The sequence below is a fragment of the Arsenicicoccus bolidensis DSM 15745 genome, from assembly GCF_000426385.1.
Lineage (GTDB): Bacteria > Actinomycetota > Actinomycetes > Actinomycetales > Dermatophilaceae > Arsenicicoccus > Arsenicicoccus bolidensis.
In genome coordinates this window covers 23,927-38,580 of sequence record NZ_AUFG01000001.1, presented here as the reverse complement: position 1 = coordinate 38,580, position 14,654 = coordinate 23,927, and the positions used below count along the sequence as shown (strand labels likewise).

The following is a 14,654-nucleotide window of genomic DNA, read 5'->3' as shown; positions in this document are numbered from 1 at the left end:
GGTGGCGACGACCGGGGCCGTCGCAGCCCTCGCCCTGGTGCTGACCGTGGTCCTGCCTGTCGTCCTGCCTGCCGTGGCGCGCGACGCGTCCGGCCTCCGCACCCTCGCCGGGGGTCTGCTGCCGGAGCTGGTCCAGGCCCGAGCCGACGGCCGGCGCGCGCCGCAGGCCGTGCTCCGCTCGCGCACCGACATCCCGCGCGAGGTGCCGGTCGTGCCGGCCGTGGCGGCGCCGAAGCACGTGGACCCGGGCAGCGCCGCCACTCCCGAGGACGTGCGGGGCGCCACCAGGCTGACCTGGCCGCTGCCGGCGTCCTGCACCGACGTGTCCTCGCGGGCGAGGGGTGCGCGGCCGCCTCGCCTCCCCGCGCGGACGGGTTACAGCACCGACCCCGCCAGCCTCGGCAAGGGCGCCAGGCTGCAGCGCGTCTACGCCGTTCGCGACGGACGCCTCAGCCCCCTCGACGGCCTCGGCCCGGCCGATCGTTGCGACCGGTGGCGGTGGGAGGTCCTGCGGTCCGGCATACCCGCGGCCCATCTCGTCGCCCTGGACCAGGTCGTGCTCTACGACTACCCGCCCGAGGTGCTCCAGGACCCCTCCCGCCAGGGAGGGATCCGCACAGGCTTCTTCGAGCCCAACCCGAGCGACCCGACGCGCTACCGGCTGGCGTTCGCCACCGGCCTCGGAGCGCAGGAGCAGCTCCTCACCATGGCGCACGAGGTCGGGCACGTGGTCAGCCTCTACCCGGACCGGACCCGCCCCTCCCGCGACGCCCGGTGCCCCTGGGTGATCGACAACGCCGGCACCTGCGCGGCAGCCGGCACCCCGCTCGTGGCGTTCTACGCCGGCACCTACTCGGCCGAGCAGCGCAGCCGCATCTCCAGGCTGTATGCCGACCACCGTCAGCCCTCCGCGGACGAGCTGCAGGCCTTCCACGCCACCGGCCCGGAGTCCTTCGTGTCTGCCTACGCGGCGACGCACCCCACCGAGGACTTCGCCGAGAGCTACGCCTACTGGTGCCTCCACGGCACGTCACGTGACGCCCCCGTGGAGGGTGCGTCCACCGCGGGGCTGGCCAAGCGCGCGTTCTTCGACGCCGAGGCGCGGGACGGTCGCCTGGACGCGAGGGTCTGCGGGCCCTGGCGTGCCCTGGCGTCGCGTGGCTGAGCGTCGGCCTCGACGTCGGCCTCGGCCTCGGGAGTCGCGACTCCGCTTGCGCCCTGGAGACGCGTGGGTGAGAGGATGACGGCGGCTGCGGCGGCGTCACGAGCGCCTCGAGGCCATCCCGACCAACGACGGCCGAGACGCAAGGGAGCGCACCATGGCTGACCAGCAGCAGGACACCTACGACATCGTCATCCTCGGAGGGGGCAGCGGGGGCTACGCCTGCGCGCTGCGCGCCGCGGAGCTGGGCCTGTCCGTGGCCCTGGTCGAGAGGTCCAAGCTGGGCGGCACCTGCCTGCACCTCGGCTGCATCCCCACCAAGGCCCTGCTCCACGCGGCCGAGGTGGCCGACAGCGCCCGCGAGAGCGCTCAGTTCGGGGTGCGGGCGACGTTCGAGTCGATCGACCTGCCCGCCGTCCACGCCTACAAGGACGGCGTGGTCAACCGCCTCCACAAGGGTCTCCAGGGCCTGGTCAAGGCGGCCGGCCTGACGTATGTCGAGGGCACCGGACGGGTCGTCGCGGCGGACGCGGTCGAGGTCGACGGACGGCGCCTGACCGGCCGCAACCTCGTGCTCGCGACGGGGTCCTACGCCAAGACGCTGCCCGGGCTCGAGATCGGGGGGCGGGTCATGACCAGCGAGCAGGCGCTGCGGCTCGACGAGGTGCCCGCCCGCACCATCGTGCTGGGTGGAGGCGTCATCGGCGTCGAGCTCGCCTCGGCGCTGCGCAGCTTCGGCTCCGAGGTGACGATCGTGGAGGCGCTCCCCCGGCTCGTCGCGGCCGAGGACCCGGCGATCTCCAAGCAGCTGGAGCGATCCTTCCGCAAGCGCAAGATCGCGGTCCGCACCGGCGCCCGCTTCGAGTCCGCGACGCAGGACGACGCCCAGGTGACCGTGACGCTCGAGGGTGGCGACCAGCTGGAGGCAGAGCTGCTGCTCGTGGCCGTCGGCCGGGGCCCCGTCACCGACGGCCTCGGCTACGAGCAGATCGGCGTGGCGACGGACCGCGGCTACGTGCTGGCCGAGGACTGCCGCACGTCCGTCGAGGGCGTCTGGGCCGTCGGCGACATCGTGCCCGGGCTGCAGCTGGCGCACCGCGGGTTCGCCCAGGGCATCTACGTCGCCGAGGCCATCGCCGGGCTCGAGCCGGCGCGCATCGACGAGCGGGGCATCCCCCGCGTCACCTACTGCGACCCCGAGATCGCGTCGGTGGGCTACACCCAGGAGCAGGCCGAGGAGGCCTTCGGCGAGGTCGAGGCCTACGAGTACAACCTCGGCGGCAACGGTAGGTCCCAGATCCTCGGGACGCAGGGCTTCGTCAAGCTCGTCCGACGCAAGGACGGGCCGGTCGTCGGACTGCACATGATCGGCGCCCGCATGGGCGAGCAGGTCGGCGAGGCCCAGCTGATCTACGGCTGGGAGGCACTGCCCGAGGACGTGGCCTCGCTGGTCCACGCCCACCCCACCCAGAACGAGGCGCTCGGGGAGGCTCACCTCGCTCTCGCGGGCAAGCCGCTCCACGCGCACTCCTAGCGCCTTGTCGCAGTAGGGTGGCTCTCGAACGTCAACGGCTCACCGAAGGAGAACCTCACACATGTCTGAACGCGTGACGATGCCCGCACTTGGCGAGTCGGTGACCGAGGGCACCGTGACCCGCTGGCTCAAGTCCGTGGGTGACTCGGTCGAGGTTGACGAGCCCTTGCTCGAGGTCTCGACCGACAAGGTCGACACCGAGATCCCCTCCCCCGCCGCGGGCACCCTCCAGGAGATCCTGGTGGAGGAGGACGAGACGGTCGAGGTCGGTGCAGACCTCGCCGTGATCGGTGACGGCGACGCCCCCGCCAAGGACGACTCCGGCGACGAGGACCAGTCCGCCGCCGAGGAGGCCAAGGACTCCGAGTCCTCGCAGCCCGAGACGGAGGAGACGGTCGAGGAGACCACCCAGGCCGCTCCCTCCACCGAGCAGGAGGAGCCGGCCGACGAGAGCGACTCCGGCGACACGTCGGGCTCCGGCTCCGGCGGCTCGTCCGGCGGATCCGTCTCCGGGGGCGACAAGGTCACCATGCCGGCGCTCGGCGAGTCCGTCACCGAGGGCACTATCACCCGGTGGCTCAAGGCCGAGGGCGACGACGTCGAGGTCGACGAGCCGCTCCTCGAGGTGTCCACCGACAAGGTCGACACCGAGATCCCCTCCCCGTTCGCGGGCAAGCTCACCAAGATCCTCGTCCAGGAGGACGAGACCGCCGAGGTCGGCGCCGAGCTGGCGATCGTCGGTGGCGAGGCCTCCGGCGGCGACTCCTCTGACGGGGATGGCTCCGAGGGCCAGTCGCCCAAGGAGGACGCCCCCAAGGAGGAGGCTCCCAAGGAGGAGGCGAAGGCCGAGGAGAAGCCCAAGGAGCAGCCGAAGCAGGACGCCCCCCAGCAGCAGTCGTCCGAGCCCAAGGCCGCGGCGCCTCGCGCCGAGTCCCAGGGTGACGCCGACGCCTCGGCATACGTGACCCCGCTGGTCCGCAAGCTCGCCGCCGACAACGGCGTCGACCTGTCCAGCCTCAAGGGCACGGGCGTGGGTGGCCGCATCCGCAAGCAGGACGTCCTCGACGCCGCCAAGGAGGCCTCCGAGCCGGAGGCTGCCCCCGCCGCGGCCGCCACGCCGGCAGCAGCCCCGGCCCCCGCGGCCGGTGGTGGCGCTCCGACCGCCGTGCCGACCGCCGACCCCGCGTCGGCCGCCAAGCGTGGCACCACGGAGAAGATGCCGCGCCTGCGCAAGGTCATCGCCCAGCGCATGGTCGAGTCCCTGTCCGTCTCGGCGCAGCTCACGGCCGCCATCGAGGTGGACATGACCCGCGTCGTGTCCCTGCGGGCCCGCGCCAAGGGTGAGTTCCAGCAGCGCGAGGGCGTCAAGCTCACCTACCTGCCGTTCATCACGCTGGCCGCGATCGAGGCCCTCAAGGCCTTCCCGCAGCTCAACTCCAGCATCGACGGCGACAGCCTCGTCTACCACGGCGCCGAGCACGTGGGCATCGCGGTCGACACCGAGCGTGGCCTGCTCGTGCCGGTGATCAAGGACGCCGGTGACCTCAACATCGCCGGGCTGTCCCGCAAGATCGCCGACCTGGCCGACCGCACCCGCACCAACAAGGTCGGGCCGGACGAGCTGGGTGGCGCGACCTTCACGATCACCAACATCGGCAGCAACGGCTCGCTGCTCGACACGCCGATCATCAACCAGCCCAACGTCGGCATCCTCGGCACGGGCGCCATCGTCAAGCGGCCCGCCGTCGTCACCGACGCCGAGGGCAACGACGCGATCGCGATCCGCTCGATGATGTACCTCGTGCTCACCTACGACCACCGCGCGGTCGACGGTGCGCTCGCCGGCAAGTTCCTCTCGGCGCTCAAGGCGCGCCTGGAGGAAGGCCGGTTCGAGTCCTCGCTCGGGCTCTGACCCACCCTGTCTGCGGGCCGTGATCACCACCGGTGGTCACGGCCCGCAGCCATCTCTGCACCTGACACCTGGGAGGCACCCCGTGGCACGACGAATCCTGGTCAGCGGCGCCAGCGGCCTGATCGGCACCGAGCTGCGCACCGCCCTGGCCGCCCGTGGCGACCAGGTGATCCGGCTGGTGCGCCGACCGCCGTCGAGCGCCGACGAGATCCGATGGGACCCGACGGCCGGGCACATCGACCTCGACGGGGTCGAGCCCGTCGATGCCGTGGTCAACCTGTCGGGTGCCCCGGTCGCGCGGCGCTGGACCTCGCGCTACAAGCGAGAGCTCCTCACCAGCCGCACGAGCACCACGCGAACGCTCGTCCGGCACCTCGACCGTCTCGGCGACCAGGTGCCGCTCCTCAACGCCTCCGCGGTCGGGATCTATGGCAGCGACCGCGGCGAGGAGGAGCTGACCGAGGCGAGTGCCCCGGGCCACACCTTCCTGGCCGAGGTCGTCAAGGCCTGGGAGCTCGAGGCCTGCGCGGCGCAGACGAACGGTCGTCGGGTCACGCTCGCCCGCACCGGTCTGGTCCTGTCGGCCGAGGGCGGCGCCCTCGGCCCGCTCCTCCCCCTGGCTCGCCTCGGGCTCGGGGGACCCATCGGCAGCGGGCGCCAGTGGTGGCCGTGGATCTCGATGGAGGACGAGGTGCGGGCGCTCCTGCATATGATCGACACCGAGGTCCATGGTCCGGTCAACCTCGTCGCCCCGGGCAGCGCCCGGCAGGGCGACATCGCGATGGCCCTGGCTCGTGCCCTCGGCCGTCCTGCGTTCGTCCCCGCGCCCGCGACGGCCTTGCGGCTCGCGCTGGGCGAGCTGGCCGACGACATCCTCGGCAGCCAGCTGATCCGACCAGGGGTGCTCGAGCAGACCGGCTTCGTATGGCGCCACGCCCGGGTCGAGGATGCCGTGCGCCAGGTGGCGAGTCCTTGGCACGACCTCACGGTCCGCGCCTGACCCAGGCGCCTCAGGCTCTGCCCTCTGCCCTCTGCCCTCTGCCCTCTGCCCTCAGCCCTCAGCCCTCAGCCCTCAGCCCTCAGCCCTCAGCCCTCAGCCTCGAGCGTGACTGCCGACCCCGCTGCGACGCCCGACGATCGAGGCGATCGCCGCCACGGCGGACAACCCGACGCCCGTGCCGAGGGCCATGAGGATCGCGCCCACGGCGTAGAGCCCCGTCTCGTCGGCCCGCGCCCACAGGGTCCAGGCGCCCGTGAGGCCGACCGCCATGGGCAGGGCGACCTCCAGGACGGCCGGAACCGGACCGAGGCGCCAGGCCCCCAGCGCGGTCGCCGCGACCGCCGTGATCCCGCAGGCGGCCACCTGCCAGGCGGGATAGGTGCCGTCGAACCCCCAGGACAGCCAGATCGCCCAGACCAGGGCTCCCACGGCCAGGAACAGCAGTGCGCGTGCGACTCTCATGATCTCCCCCGACGGTCGTTGGTCCCGACGTCTCCACCGTAGGCCCGTTCCCCTGAGCTAGCCGTGAGCCCGCAAGGCTCACGGGTTCACCGGCCCACGACGGCGGGTGCCTCGGCGATGCCGTCGAGCCGCCAGCCCTCCCTCGTCCTGCGCAGGTGGTAGTCCGCGGCAGTAGCCGCATGACCTGACGCCGTCCGCGTCGGCGACCCGGGCTCGGTCCAGGTGTAGTCGTCCAGCCGGACGGAGGCCCGCACGGTCGCCGCTCCCCCGTCGATGCGGACGGTTCGTGCCTGCTCCACGACGAACCGGACGCCCCGCTGCGTCTGGCCCCGTCGTCGCAGCTCCGCGACGGCCGTCTCGTCGTTCCGGCGGGCCCACGACCCGTCGGCGTCGGCCGATCGGAGCGCCCCGACGTCACGGGCCATGAGCGCTGAGGCGCGCGCATCGAGAAGGTCCTGGAGCACGGCCCGGGGATCGGTCGAGACGGCCCCCGATGGTCCGGACGCCCGCGAGGAGGCGCCCCCGGCGGGGGGTGCGGCCGACGTGCCCGCCAACGGGCTGGCGGTCGACTGGCTCGCGGCCGGCGGGCTGGCGGTCGCCGGGCTGGTGGGCGCCGGGCCAGTGCTGCCGGGGCGCGTGGTGGGGCCCGAGGTCGCGGGAGCCGTGGTGACGGGGTCCGAGCGGCCAGGTGCAGCGGCGGCTTGGGCGGGACGGGCAGGTGTGGAGGCTGACGCAGGGGTGCCCGACGGGCGTTGCGTCGCAGCCGCGACGGGGCGAGATGCGGCGGCCGCGTGCGCGTCTCGCCGGTCCAGCCACCAGCGACCGCCGAGGACGCCGAGCACCAGCCCGACCGCGATCGACAGGGCCAGCGCGCGTCGGGAGAGCAGTCGCGGCCGTGCTGCCTTGCGTCGGGCCTCCTCGAGGTGCGCGGCTCGCACCCTGGCACGGGTGAGTGCCCGCTCCTGCTCGGCGGCCTGCTCCCGCACCCGCCGGGTGACGTCCTCGGGGCGGTCGACCGGGCTGACCTCCACCGGGGACGACACGAGCGCGGTCAGGGACTCGACCAGCTCCGCCACCTCTGGTCGGTCACCTGGGCGTGGGGACAGGCAGGCCCGCACGACGTCCAGCAGCCCGGCGGGCGTGCCGGGGACCCGGGCATCGAGCTCGCGCGGGTCCGTGGCCGCGGGGCGGGCCTCACCGACGAGGGCGTACCACGCGAGGGCGCCCAGCGAGTACACGTCGGAGGACGGCGCAGGCTCGCCACCGGCCACGATGTCCGGTGCGACGAATCCGGTCGTCCCCCACGGATCGTCGACCGCCTCGTCGAAGGCGCTGAGGGTCCCGAGGTCGCCCACGAGCGGCTTCCCGGTCGCGTCGAGCAGCACGTTGCCGGGTGACAGGTCGCCGTGGACCAGGCGGGCGGCGTGCAGGTCTCGGATCGTCGTGGCGAGACCCAGCAGCACCGCCGTCACCTCCGCGGGGGTGAGGTGGCCGCGTGAACGGACGAGGTCGGACAGGGAGCCGCCCTCCGCCAGCGTCAGCACCACGACGATCCGCTGGTCCTCCAGGACCATCGCGTCGAGGAGCTCGACGACGCCGGGATGGTGGACCTGCCTCAGCCACTCCAGCTCGGCCAGGACGCTCTCCGCGTCCCGCGGTGCCGTCGACCACCCCTTGACCTGCCAGGGGTCGTCGGGTCGCAGGGGCTCGCGCGACACCTTGAGCGCGACCGCACGTCCGTCGGAGAGGCGTTCGCCGCGCCACACCACGCTCGCGGCGCCGCCCCCGAGGACGCCCTGGACGTCATACCCGGGAACTGCGGGCCTGGCCATGGGAGCCCTCCTGCCTGCCACGAAGAGGTCCGTCCCCCTCGACCCACACCTTGTCTCCTCCCGGACGACCACCCCGGCCGTCATCCACAGGCGGGGTTGTGAACGTTCAACGCCTGTGGACGAAGGAGTCGTCACGCGGTCGTATCGTGGGGGCATGCGTTTCGAGCACCTGGGCTTCGCGCCGGACCTGGTCGACTACCAGCAGGCCTGGGACCACCAGCGGGAGGTCCACGCGCAGGTCGTGGCCCGCGCGATCCCCGACACGACGCTCCTGCTGGAGCACCGGCGGGTCTACACCGCGGGCAAGCGCACCGAGCCGCACGAGCGGCCGTTCGACGGCACCCCGGTCATCGACGTCGACCGGGGAGGCAAGATCACCTGGCACGGCCCCGGGCAGCTGGTCGGCTACCCGATCGTCCACCTGCCCAGCAACCGCGACGTCGTGGCGCACGTGCGCCGCCTCGAGGACATGATGATGGGGGTCTGCGCCGACCTCGGCGTCGAGACCGCCCGCGTCGCCGGGCGCAGCGGCGTCTGGGTCATGGCCGACGATCGTGGTGGCGACCGCAAGATCGGGGCGATCGGGATCCGGGTCAGCCGGGACGTGACGATGCACGGCTTCGCGCTCAACGCGGACTGCGACCTGTCCTGGGCGCAGGTGATCGTGCCGTGCGGCATCGCCGACGCCGGGGTCACCTCGTTGTCCCGCGAGCTCGACCGGGACGTCACCGTGCAGGAGGTCCTGCCCCTCGCCGAGCGGCACCTCGCCCGCGTGTTCGACATGACGACCGCCCAGGCGGTCGAGGCGGCCCGCCAGCGTGGCACGGTCACCGGCACGACGCCGCTGCCCGAGCTCCTGCACTGACGACGCGCCCGCCTACGCGCGGGCGAGCACCTCGAACTCCTCGAGGACGACCGGCATGTCCGCCGCGAACGGGTGACTACCGTCGTCGACACGGGTGAAGAAGTCCTGGTGACCCGCGCGCCAGCCGTCAAGGCTCCCGTCACCTTCGCCCTCGGCCCAGGCATGAGCCGCCTCCACCTCGTCGAAGGGCACGACGCGCACGCGCGTCGTGCGCAGCACCGCCCGGGGCGATCCGGAACCGTCGCAAAGGATGGTGACGGACCCTGCCTCGGGCATCGGCTCGCCGTGACCGTCACCGTCGTAGGCGTCGTAGGCCCAGGCCGGTGACGACGTCGTGGTCTTGCGCCCGGACAGGACCAGCGCACACAGCTCGTCGGCCATCTCACGGGTGTCCCCGAAGGACCAGGCGGGCGGGCGCAGGACCGCGGACGAGGAGACCCCCTGATAGATCTCCTCCCCGGCGAGGCCGGAGCGCACCCGAGCCTCGGTCCAGAACGCCTCGACGAGCTCGGTCTGCGGGTCTGCGGGTGGGGTCGGCATGCGTTCACGGTAGCCCTGGTGCAGCGCTCGCACATCCGGACCCCGCCGTGCCGGCACCGCTGCATTGGGGGTGTGTCCGTGGCGCGGCGTACCCTGTGGGAACGGTCGCCCCCGCACCCCGGACGCGGCCCGTTGCTAGGGGTCGGCATACGGCCTGACGCACACGATCGCAAGGAGCACCATGACCGTCGCACCGGAGGGTCGTCGCATGTTGCGCGTCGAGGCGCGCAACGCGGAGACCCCCATCGAGCGCAAGCCGAGCTGGATCCGAACGACGGCCAAGATGGGGCCCGAGTACTCCCAGATGCAGTCGCGCGTCAAGGGCCAGGGCCTGCACACGGTGTGCCAGGAGGCGTCCTGCCCCAACATCTTCGAGTGCTGGGAGGACCGGGAGGCGACCTTCCTCATCGGCGGTGATGTGTGCACCCGCCGCTGCGACTTCTGCGACATCGCGACCGGACGCCCCACCGAGCTGGACCGCGGCGAGCCGACCAAGGTCGCGCAGAACATCGCGACCATGCAGCTGCGCTACGCGACCGTGACCGGCGTCGCACGCGACGACCAGCCCGACGGGGCGGCCTGGCTGTATGCCGAGACGATCCGCGAGATCCACCGGCTCAACCCCACGACCGGGGTCGAGATCCTGCCGCCGGACTTCGGCGCCAAGCCCGAGCTGGTCGGCCAGGTCTTCGACGCCCGCCCCGAGGTGTTCGCGCACAACCTCGAGACCGTCCCGCGCATCTTCAAGCGCATCCGCCCGGCGTTCACCTACGACAAGTCGCTTCGGGTGCTCTCCATGGCGCAGGACGCCGGCCTCATCACCAAGTCCAACCTCATCCTCGGCATGGGTGAGGAGGAGCAGGAGATCGAGCAGGCCATCGGAGACCTGGTCGACGCGGGCTGCCACGTCCTGACCATCACGCAGTACCTCCGGCCGTCCAAGCTGCACCACCCCATCGACCGCTGGGTCAAGCCCGAGGAGTTCGTGCACTGGCGCGACCTGGCCCTCGACCGCGGGATGAAGGCCGTCATGGCCGGCCCCCTGGTGCGCTCGTCCTACCGGTCGGGCAAGCTCTACAGCCAGGCCATGCGGGAGTTCGGCCGTCCGCTGCCCGAGCACCTGTCGCACCTCTCCGACGCCGCCGACCAGACCACTCGCCAGGAGGCGTCCTCGCTGCTCGCGCAGCGCTGACGTCCCCCGAGCCAACCCCCACAGAACGGTAAGATCCGCCTCATGGCACGAGAAGCATCCGGCAGCACGAAGGCGTCCCGGTTCGGGCGCAACAAGGCGCCCAAGCAGCCCAAGGACCCCAACAAGCCCGGGCGCATCGCTCAGATGAAGCAGGCGTACGGCTTCGCCAAGCAGGTGGATCCCAAGATCACGCAGTGGATGGTCGGCGCGGCGCTGCTGACCCTGCTCGTCATGGTGGCCATCGGCTTCCTGGTGGGGCACCCCTGGTACTTCCTGTTCCTCGGCATCCCGCTCGCCGCGCTGGCCGCGATGATCGTGATGAGCCGCCGTACGGACCGCGGCGCCTACTCGATGATCGAGGGCAAGCCCGGTGCGACCATGGCCGCGCTGTCCTCCATCCGCCGCGGCGGCTGGTTCATCGAGCAGCAGCCCATCGCCGCGGACGGGCGACCCAAGGGGCAGGACTACACCAACGTCGCCACGCTGTATCGCGCGGTGGGTCGTCCCGGCGTCGTGCTCGTCGCCGAGGGTCCGACGGCCCGCGCCAAGAAGCTCCTGGTCGAGGAGCGTCGCAAGGTCGAGCGCCTCGCGTCCGGCTCGCCCGTGCACCTGATGCGGGTCGGGGATGCGGAGGCGGAGGGGCAGACCGGTGACGTCGAGGTCGTGCCCGTGCGCAAGCTCGCCTCCAAGGTGCAGCGCCTGAAGCCGGTGCTGACCAAGGAGGAGGTCGCGGTCGTCAACAAGCGCCTGAAGGCCATGACGGGCGCCGGCGCCGGCGTCCCGGCGGGGATGGACCCGACGAGGGCGCGCGTGGATCGCAAGGGCATGCGCGGTCGCTGACGAAGGACGTATGTGGAGGTTGCGGGTCGTCCCGAGGTACGAGGGGCAGCTCTCGGCCGTAGCGGAGTCCGAGGAAGGGACCAGGTCAGGCAGGTCGCTGACGAGAGACGTATGCGGAGGTTAAGGGCCCTGGGCGAGGAACGAGCCTGGGGCCCTCGGCCGTAGCGGAGTCCGAGGAAGCGACCGAGTCAGGCAGGTCGCTGACGAGAGACGTATGCGCAGGTTGAGGGTCGTCCCGAGGTACGGGGGGCGGCCCTCAACCGTCTGCACGATCAGTTCCCGTCTGCACGACCAGCGCCCGTCTCAGCCACCATCCTCCGTCTCGTGCTGCAGCACGAGACGGAGGACGCAACCAGAGACGCGGGACGCAACCAGAGACGCGGGACGCAACCAGAGACGCTGGACGCGGGACGCGACGAGAGACGCTCAGGTCAGCGGGTGCGGACGATGACGCTGCCGACGGCCTTGTCGTGCAGGCCCCGGCCGTCGCCGTCCCACACCACGGGCGGGATGACCAGCAGGAGCAGCAGGGTCCGCAGCGCGGCGCCCACGACGCCCAGCGGCCCTCCGGCGGCGCGGCGGACGTGCAGGCCGAGCAGGCGGTGGCCGATCGTGCAGCCGGCGGTGCCGACGAGCAGGACGTTCTCGACGGCGAACACGGCGAGCGGGATGAACGAGTCCAGTCCGGTGGCGCCGACCGGCATGCGGAACAACCCGATGGCGATGGCGCAGCACAGCAGCCAGTCGACGAGCAGGGCCAGCACGCGGCGTCCGAGCGGTGCCATGGCGCCTGGCCCCGACGCGGGGAGGCCGAGGCGCTCCCCGGCATACGCGCCCTGCTGGGTCAGCTGACCCGGTCCCTCGAGCCAGCCACCGACGTCCCTGCGATCCACCACCGGCTCAGGCTACCTGCCGGGCGGGGTTCGGCTGGACAGCGTGTAACACGCGGGAAACATTGGAGTCATGGTCGGGTAACGGCCTGCCCGTACCTTGGTGGGCAACAGGTCGGCCAGTCGGGCCGACGACACACAGGAGGACGATGTGTTCAGCACCCCTGAAGAGGTCCTGACTTTCATCAAGGACGAGGACGTCAAGTTCGTCGACATCCGGTTCTGTGACCTGCCGGGCGTGATGCAGCACTTCAACGTGCCGGCCCAGACGCTCGACGAGGACTTCTTCACGGAGGGCCAGGCCTTCGACGGGTCCTCGATCCGCGGGTTCCAGGCGATCCACGAGTCCGACATGAAGCTGCTGCCGGACGTCAAGACGGCCTATCTCGACCCCTTCCGCGTCGAGAAGACCCTGATCATGAACTTCTCGATCGTGGACCCGTTCACGGACGAGCCCTACAGCCGCGACCCGCGCAACATCGCGCTCAAGGCCGAGACCTACCTCAAGTCCACGGGCATCGCCGACACCGCGTTCTTCGGCGCCGAGGCGGAGTTCTACGTCTTCGACGACGTGCGCTACGCCAACAACGCGCAGACCTCCTTCTACTCGATCGACTCTATCGAGGCGGCCTGGAACTCCGGGCGCGAGGAGGAGGGCGGCAACCGCGGCTACAAGACGGCGTTCAAGGGTGGCTACTTCCCGGTGCCGCCGGTGGACCACTTCGCCGACACCCGCGACAAGATCTGCCTCAACCTGGACCGCGTCGGCCTGGAGGTCGAGCGCTCCCACCACGAGGTGGGCACCGCCGGCCAGCAGGAGATCAACTACAAGTTCAACACCCTGCTGCACTCGGGCGACGACATCATGAAGTTCAAGTACGTCGTCAAGAACACCGTGTGGGAGGAGGGCAAGACCGCGACCTTCATGCCCAAGCCGATCTTCGGCGACAACGGGTCCGGCATGCACACGCACCAGTCCCTGTGGAAGGACGGCAAGCCGCTCTTCTACGACGAGCAGGGCTACGGCGGCCTGTCCGACATCGCTCGCTGGTACATCGGCGGCCTGCTCAAGCACGCCCCGGCGCTGCTGGCGTTCACCAACCCGAGCGCCAACTCCTACCACCGTCTGGTGCCGGGCTTCGAGGCTCCGGTCAACCTGGTCTACTCCGCCCGCAACCGCTCGGCCTGCATCCGCATCCCGATCGCGGGCACGAGCCCCAAGGCCAAGCGCATCGAGTTCCGCATCCCGGACCCCTCGGCCAACCCCTACCTCGCCTTCGCCGCGCAGCTGATGGCCGGCCTGGACGGCATCAAGAACCGCATCGAGCCCCCGGAGCCGATCGACAAGGACCTCTACGAGCTGCCCCCGGAGGAGCACGAGCAGATCGAGCAGGTCCCCTGCACCCTCGAGGAGGTCCTCAAGGCGCTCGAGGAGGACCACGAGTTCCTGCTCGAGGGCGACGTCTTCACCGAGGACCTGATCCGCACCTGGATCGACTGGAAGACCGAGAACGAGGTGGCGCCGCTGCGTCTGCGCCCCCACCCCTACGAGTTCGAGATGTACTTCAGCATCTGATCGAGCCGTCGCCGAAGGGCCGTCCTGCCGCGTGCAGGGCGGCCCTCGTCGCGTCCCCAGGGGCATGGTGGTGGGAGGATGCCGTATGCCGAAGCCCGCCGTCTCCCCCACCGCCGCCCTGCGCTGGGGCGCCCTCACCGCCCTCCTCGGCGCAGCCGCCGCCACCGCAGCCGTCGCCGGGACCCGGGCCTGGGCCCTCGTCGCCGCCCGCGACCGGATCCACTCCCCCGGGTCCACGCCCGCGGCCGAGGTGGCGGTCGTGCTGGGGGCGGGCGTCCTGCCTGACGGGACACCGAGCCGCTACCTCGCCGCGCGTCTGGACCGGGCGCTGGAGCTGCTGCGGCTCGGACGGGTCGAGGTCATCGTCGTGTCCGGGGCCGACCTGCCCGGGGCGGACGAGCCCGGGGTGATGCGGCGGTACCTCGAGGACAACGGCGTCGACCCCGACCTCGTCGTCGAGGACCGGGAGGGCGTGGACACCTACGCCACCTGCTGGCGGGCGCGACGCGTCTACGGCCTGGAGCGGATCGCACTGGTGAGCCAGGCCTACCACCTGCCGCGGGCCCTGGCGATCGCCGGCGCGGCGGGGCTGGACGCGGTCGGGGTCGCCGACTGGTCCGTGAAGCGCCCCCTGGCCGGGACCGACCGCAACGCCTGGGCCTACGGCGTGGCCCGCGAGTGGGCCGCCGGCGCCAAGGTCCTGGCCGACCTCGTCCGCCCCCGGCGCGAGGACGACCCCGAGCACGACCCCGCCGTGCAGCGCGCGCTGGCGCACGCGCGATCACGGTGACCGGTCGGGGGGCCGGGCGGTCGGCATACGGCCACCCCGCCGGAGGCGCGGCCGGGCCC

Annotated in this window: 13 protein-coding genes; 9 read left to right on the top strand and 4 right to left on the bottom strand. The window is 72.0% G+C overall.

Annotated elements, in window-relative coordinates:
• The first annotated feature begins 1 nt into the window (after position 1).
• The 4 genes from K313_RS0100170 (at position 2) to K313_RS0100155 (ending at position 5,608) form a co-directional block, all read left to right on the top strand.
• Positions 2-1,165 carry a putative zinc-binding metallopeptidase gene (locus tag K313_RS0100170; RefSeq protein WP_029209932.1) on the top strand — a complete coding sequence of 388 codons (1,164 nt, stop codon included), beginning with the start codon at positions 2-4 and terminating at the stop codon, positions 1,163-1,165.
• A 154-nt stretch (positions 1,166-1,319) separates the two neighbouring features.
• Positions 1,320-2,696, top strand: coding sequence for a dihydrolipoyl dehydrogenase (gene lpdA, locus K313_RS0100165; protein WP_019284718.1), 1,377 nt, complete (start codon positions 1,320-1,322; stop codon positions 2,694-2,696).
• Between the two features lie 61 nt (positions 2,697-2,757).
• Positions 2,758-4,608, top strand: a complete 1,851-nt coding sequence (gene sucB, locus K313_RS0100160; protein WP_029209931.1) for a 2-oxoglutarate dehydrogenase, E2 component, dihydrolipoamide succinyltransferase — start codon at positions 2,758-2,760, stop codon at positions 4,606-4,608.
• 82 nt (positions 4,609-4,690) lie between these two features.
• Positions 4,691-5,608: a TIGR01777 family oxidoreductase gene (locus K313_RS0100155; RefSeq protein WP_019284715.1), complete on the top strand. Its 918-nt coding sequence runs from the start codon at positions 4,691-4,693 to the stop codon at positions 5,606-5,608.
• Positions 5,609-5,701: 93 nt separating this feature from the next.
• On the opposite strand, the gene K313_RS19440 is transcribed toward K313_RS0100155, so the two are convergent.
• Both K313_RS19440 and K313_RS0100145 read right to left on the bottom strand, forming a co-directional pair.
• Complete coding sequence (locus tag K313_RS19440; protein ID WP_029209930.1) at positions 5,702-6,070, bottom strand: hypothetical protein; 369 nt, start codon at positions 6,068-6,070, stop codon at positions 5,702-5,704.
• 86 nt (positions 6,071-6,156) lie between these two features.
• Complete coding sequence (locus K313_RS0100145) at positions 6,157-7,902, bottom strand: serine/threonine protein kinase (protein WP_029209929.1); 1,746 nt, start codon at positions 7,900-7,902, stop codon at positions 6,157-6,159.
• 154 nt (positions 7,903-8,056) lie between these two features.
• On the opposite strand from K313_RS0100145, the gene lipB reads away from it, so the two are divergent.
• Positions 8,057-8,767 carry a lipoyl(octanoyl) transferase LipB gene (gene lipB / locus K313_RS0100140; RefSeq protein WP_029209928.1) on the top strand — a complete coding sequence of 237 codons (711 nt, stop codon included), beginning with the start codon at positions 8,057-8,059 and terminating at the stop codon, positions 8,765-8,767.
• A 12-nt stretch (positions 8,768-8,779) separates the two neighbouring features.
• Here the strand turns inward: lipB and K313_RS0100135 are convergent, their stop codons facing one another.
• Positions 8,780-9,307 carry an ASCH domain-containing protein gene (locus tag K313_RS0100135; protein WP_029209927.1) on the bottom strand — a complete coding sequence of 176 codons (528 nt, stop codon included), beginning with the start codon at positions 9,305-9,307 and terminating at the stop codon, positions 8,780-8,782.
• A gap of 181 nt (positions 9,308-9,488) precedes the next feature.
• On the opposite strand from K313_RS0100135, the gene lipA reads away from it, so the two are divergent.
• Entirely contained in the window at positions 9,489-10,499 is a 1,011-nt protein-coding gene (lipA, locus tag K313_RS0100130; RefSeq protein ID WP_029209926.1) for a lipoyl synthase, read from the top strand.
• 42 nt (positions 10,500-10,541) lie between these two features.
• Positions 10,542-11,339 carry a DUF4191 domain-containing protein gene (locus K313_RS0100125; protein WP_029209925.1) on the top strand — a complete coding sequence of 266 codons (798 nt, stop codon included), beginning with the start codon at positions 10,542-10,544 and terminating at the stop codon, positions 11,337-11,339.
• A gap of 431 nt (positions 11,340-11,770) precedes the next feature.
• Here K313_RS0100125 and K313_RS0100120 read toward each other — a convergent pair whose 3' ends face one another.
• The gene (locus K313_RS0100120; protein WP_029209924.1) at positions 11,771-12,235 is read right to left on the bottom strand and encodes an RDD family protein; all 465 of its coding nucleotides are present in this window, start codon (positions 12,233-12,235) and stop codon (positions 11,771-11,773) included.
• Positions 12,236-12,380: 145 nt separating this feature from the next.
• Between K313_RS0100120 and glnA the strand changes: the two genes are divergently transcribed.
• Both glnA and K313_RS19435 read left to right on the top strand, forming a co-directional pair.
• Positions 12,381-13,805, top strand: coding sequence for a type I glutamate--ammonia ligase (gene glnA / locus K313_RS0100115; protein ID WP_029209923.1), 1,425 nt, complete (start codon positions 12,381-12,383; stop codon positions 13,803-13,805).
• A gap of 85 nt (positions 13,806-13,890) precedes the next feature.
• Positions 13,891-14,595 (top strand): SanA/YdcF family protein, encoded by a 705-nt coding sequence (locus K313_RS19435; RefSeq protein ID WP_029209922.1) that lies wholly within the window; start codon positions 13,891-13,893, stop codon positions 14,593-14,595.
• The last annotated feature ends 59 nt before the right edge of the window (positions 14,596-14,654 follow it).

Bases quoted from the DNA above. Each gene is read 5' to 3' on its own strand.
- lpdA (WP_019284718.1), top strand. From the start codon at position 1,320: ATGGCTGACCAGCAGCAGGACACCTACGACATCGTCATCCTCGGAGGG.
- sucB (WP_029209931.1), top strand. From the start codon at position 2,758: ATGTCTGAACGCGTGACGATGCCCGCACTTGGCGAGTCGGTGACCGAG.
- K313_RS19440 (WP_029209930.1), bottom strand. From the start codon at position 6,070: ATGAGAGTCGCACGCGCACTGCTGTTCCTGGCCGTGGGAGCCCTGGTC.
- K313_RS0100145 (WP_029209929.1), bottom strand. From the start codon at position 7,902: ATGGCCAGGCCCGCAGTTCCCGGGTATGACGTCCAGGGCGTCCTCGGG.
- lipB (WP_029209928.1), top strand. From the start codon at position 8,057: ATGCGTTTCGAGCACCTGGGCTTCGCGCCGGACCTGGTCGACTACCAG.
- K313_RS0100135 (WP_029209927.1), bottom strand. From the start codon at position 9,307: ATGCCGACCCCACCCGCAGACCCGCAGACCGAGCTCGTCGAGGCGTTC.
- lipA (WP_029209926.1), top strand. From the start codon at position 9,489: ATGACCGTCGCACCGGAGGGTCGTCGCATGTTGCGCGTCGAGGCGCGC.
- K313_RS0100125 (WP_029209925.1), top strand. From the start codon at position 10,542: ATGGCACGAGAAGCATCCGGCAGCACGAAGGCGTCCCGGTTCGGGCGC.
- K313_RS19435 (WP_029209922.1), top strand. From the start codon at position 13,891: ATGCCGAAGCCCGCCGTCTCCCCCACCGCCGCCCTGCGCTGGGGCGCC.